Annotated in this window: 3 protein-coding genes; 1 reads left to right on the top strand and 2 read right to left on the bottom strand. The window is 24.4% G+C overall.

Features of this window, described 5'->3' with window-relative positions; translation table 11 throughout:
* The first annotated feature begins 133 nt into the window (after positions 1-133).
* Positions 134-592 (top strand): hypothetical protein, encoded by a 459-nt coding sequence (locus Q1J48_RS07700; RefSeq protein WP_300362438.1) that lies wholly within the window; start codon positions 134-136, stop codon positions 590-592.
* 877 nt (positions 593-1469) lie between these two features.
* Here Q1J48_RS07700 and Q1J48_RS07705 read toward each other — a convergent pair.
* Together Q1J48_RS07705 and Q1J48_RS07710 are read right to left on the bottom strand one after the other, a co-directional pair.
* Complete coding sequence (locus Q1J48_RS07705) at positions 1470-1811, bottom strand: PH domain-containing protein (protein WP_300345236.1); 342 nt, start codon at positions 1809-1811, stop codon at positions 1470-1472.
* Between the two features lie 285 nt (positions 1812-2096).
* Positions 2097-2645: a cyclase family protein gene (locus tag Q1J48_RS07710; protein ID WP_300362441.1), complete on the bottom strand. Its 549-nt coding sequence runs from the start codon at positions 2643-2645 to the stop codon at positions 2097-2099.
* Positions 2646-2948: the final 303 nt, after the last annotated feature.

Below are 2948 nucleotides of genomic sequence, written 5' to 3' on the forward strand. Positions count from 1 at the left end.
TATATTGCTAGATTTAGAAGAAAAAGCACAAACAAATGAAGAAGCTTCTAAACAATTAAATGAATGGCGAGAAGCACAATTTAAAGTATCTAAAAAATATTATAAAAAAATGAATTTGTAAAGGAGTGATTTTATGTTAAAAAAATTATTTTTGCTTTTTACTTTATTATTTGCTTTGGTTGGTTGTGGGGGAAAATCTTTACCAAATGATGTTATAGGAACATATAAAAGTGATAATGCTATTGTGAAAGTTGATTTAATAGGAAAAAATTTAGTTTTATCCCTTGAAAAAAAGATTTATAAAGATATAGTTCAATCTGGAGTTATAACTTTTAAAGATATTGAGTTTGATTATGATAAAGAAAAGAATACTTATTATTTAAATTTTGATAAATTAAGAGGTGTTGAAGCTGATATTCAAGTTAGAGGAGAGAGAAAACACTATAATTCATTAAAAGAACTTTATCAAGATTATGGAAGTATGATTTTAAGTTTTAAAATAGTAGAAAAAAGAAATGAATATATATTAAGTTTTACTAATGATGTAAGCCCTTTCTACGATTTTGCTTATGTAAAATGTTATAAATTATAAAAAATAATGATGTATAACTTTATGTACGGTGTACATAAAGTTATACTTTTAAAGGAACTTTTATGAATGAAGCTACTTATTTTTTAGGATTCGCTTATATAGATTGTTATAAATTATAATAAAAAAAGGTAAGAATATGGATAATCTATATTTTTACCTTTTATTTTTTTATTCTAATCACTTTTATTTAATAGAGTTAATTTATGGGGAAAAATCTTCCCCACAACTTTCAAACAAAATAAAAAAAAGTCTATAAAAAGACTTTCTTTTATCCCACTTTTAAAAAGTTAGGGTTTCTAAATTTACTATCCTGATTTTTGAACTTAGGTTCGGATTCCTAAAATCTTATCTATCCTGATTTTTGAACTTAGGTTCGGATTCCTAAAATCTTATCTATCCTGATTTTTGAGTCTAGGTTCGGATTCCTAGTTTTTATTTTACTAATAACAGTATACACTATTTTTTTTTAATTGTCAACGCTCATATTTTTTTATAATTCTATTTCATTTTATTTACTAAAGTTAATTTATGGGGAAAAATCTTCCCCACAACTTTCAAATAAAAAAAGCCTTTTTCAAGGCTTTTATCTCGATTTTTTTTAGGTTTGAGGTTCCTAACTGCTTGACTACCCCAGATTTTTGAATTTAGGTTTGGGGTTCCTAACTGCTTGACTACCTCAGATTTTTGAATTTAGGTTTGAGGTTCCTAACTGCTTGACTACCTCAGATTTTTATTAGGTTCGAGTTCCTATAACTTTTATAAGATTATAGTATATTTTCTTTTAATTGTCAATACCCATATTCTTTTATAGTCCTATTTCGTTTTATTTACAGAAGTTATTTCGTGGGGAAAAATCTTCCCCACAACCTCTAAGAAACTATTTTAATTTTTCATTAATAAAATCTATATATTTATCTCTTTTTAAAACAGACAACTTATAGACAACTCCATTTCTTGTAGTTATATTAATTCCTGTTGGTATAAATTTTATAAAAGCAGGACCTACGCTGACCTTTTCAACTTTTCCAATGTCTGAATAAGGTATTGAAATTAAAGGAGTTACTTTTTCAGGTTTTCCCCAATAAAAAAGTATTCTTTCATTAGTAAATAAAAATTTTCCACTTTTTTGCTGTTCTACAAATAATACGACTTTTTGCCAATAATCCCCAGATACTTCTAACTCAACTTTTTCATTTTCATTTAAACCCATAACTGTCATATAAATCCCCCCTTTTTCTAAAACATTTTATCTTAAGTAGTATAATTCTACTACATAAACATAAAATTATCAACCCTCATACTTTATTTTAATTTTTTCTTTTAATAATGATAATTTTTAAATAAAAAAACTGCTATCTACTCTATTTTTATTTCGATAACAGTTTAAATTTTTTATCTAACTTTTATTATGACAAAAATAAAAAAATTGGTTTTAAAATCAGTCTTTTTAATAAAATTAATCTTATCTTTTCTACTATTTTTAATAAATTTTTTGTATCAACTTTTATTTTATAAAAATTCTTACTGGTAACCCTGTTAAAAGTGGTGTTCTATGCCATACAATAAAAGTACTTACAACCTGATTAAGATCTTTTAAAGAATTAGAATCTAAGTTCTCTATTACAAAACTTTTTCTTTCTTCACATTTTTTATCTGCTTTTATATGCTCTTTTCCTCTTCTTATTCCAGCACAATCAATTCCTATAAAGCTAACTTGTAACTCCAGTAACTTTTCTATTAGCTCCCAAGTTAATTGATGATGTTCCTTAATATAAATTTCATCACCATACTTAGATAACTTTTGAATATCAGTAAAAAATATAACAAAGTCGCCTTTCTCTATCTTAAGATTTTTTATTACTTCTATACCTATCTCTTGATCATGATTATACTCTCTACAATCTATAACTATTCCCCGTCTTTCAATATATTCTTGAGGTATATCACTTTTATTGTATATATCTATATGTGTCCCAATATGCCCACTTATCATCAAAGGATTTTCATTATTTCTTACAAAATCCCATACCTTATCATTATCTAAGATTTTCATACTAATCTCTTTTATTTTAATCTCCCCCCCTTTTTCTATTAAATTTAAAATTATTTTCTTATTTAATAGTAAATAATTTCTATATCAAATATTATACTAAAATTTATACTATTTTTATTATTTATTTTAATTTTATTTACTTTTTTAAATATTAAAATCTATATTTTTTAATATATAATAAAAAAAAGTCTATAAAAAGACTTTCTTTTATCCCACTTTTAAAAAGTTAGGGTTTCTAAATTTACTATCCTCATTTTTGAACTTAGGTTCGGATTCCTAAAATCTTATCTGTCCTCATTTTTA

The sequence above is a fragment of the Fusobacterium sp. genome (genome assembly GCF_029258315.1).
In the GTDB taxonomy this organism is placed as follows: Bacteria; Fusobacteriota; Fusobacteriia; order Fusobacteriales; family Fusobacteriaceae; genus Fusobacterium_B.

What these genes read in the sequence shown, in the direction of transcription:
- Q1J48_RS07705 (WP_300345236.1), bottom strand. Translation starts at nt 1,811, where the DNA reads ATGACAGTTATGGGTTTAAATGAAAATGAAAAAGTTGAGTTAGAAGTA.
- Q1J48_RS07700 (WP_300362438.1), top strand. Translation starts at nt 134, where the DNA reads ATGTTAAAAAAATTATTTTTGCTTTTTACTTTATTATTTGCTTTGGTT.
- Q1J48_RS07710 (WP_300362441.1), bottom strand. Translation starts at nt 2,645, where the DNA reads ATGAAAATCTTAGATAATGATAAGGTATGGGATTTTGTAAGAAATAAT.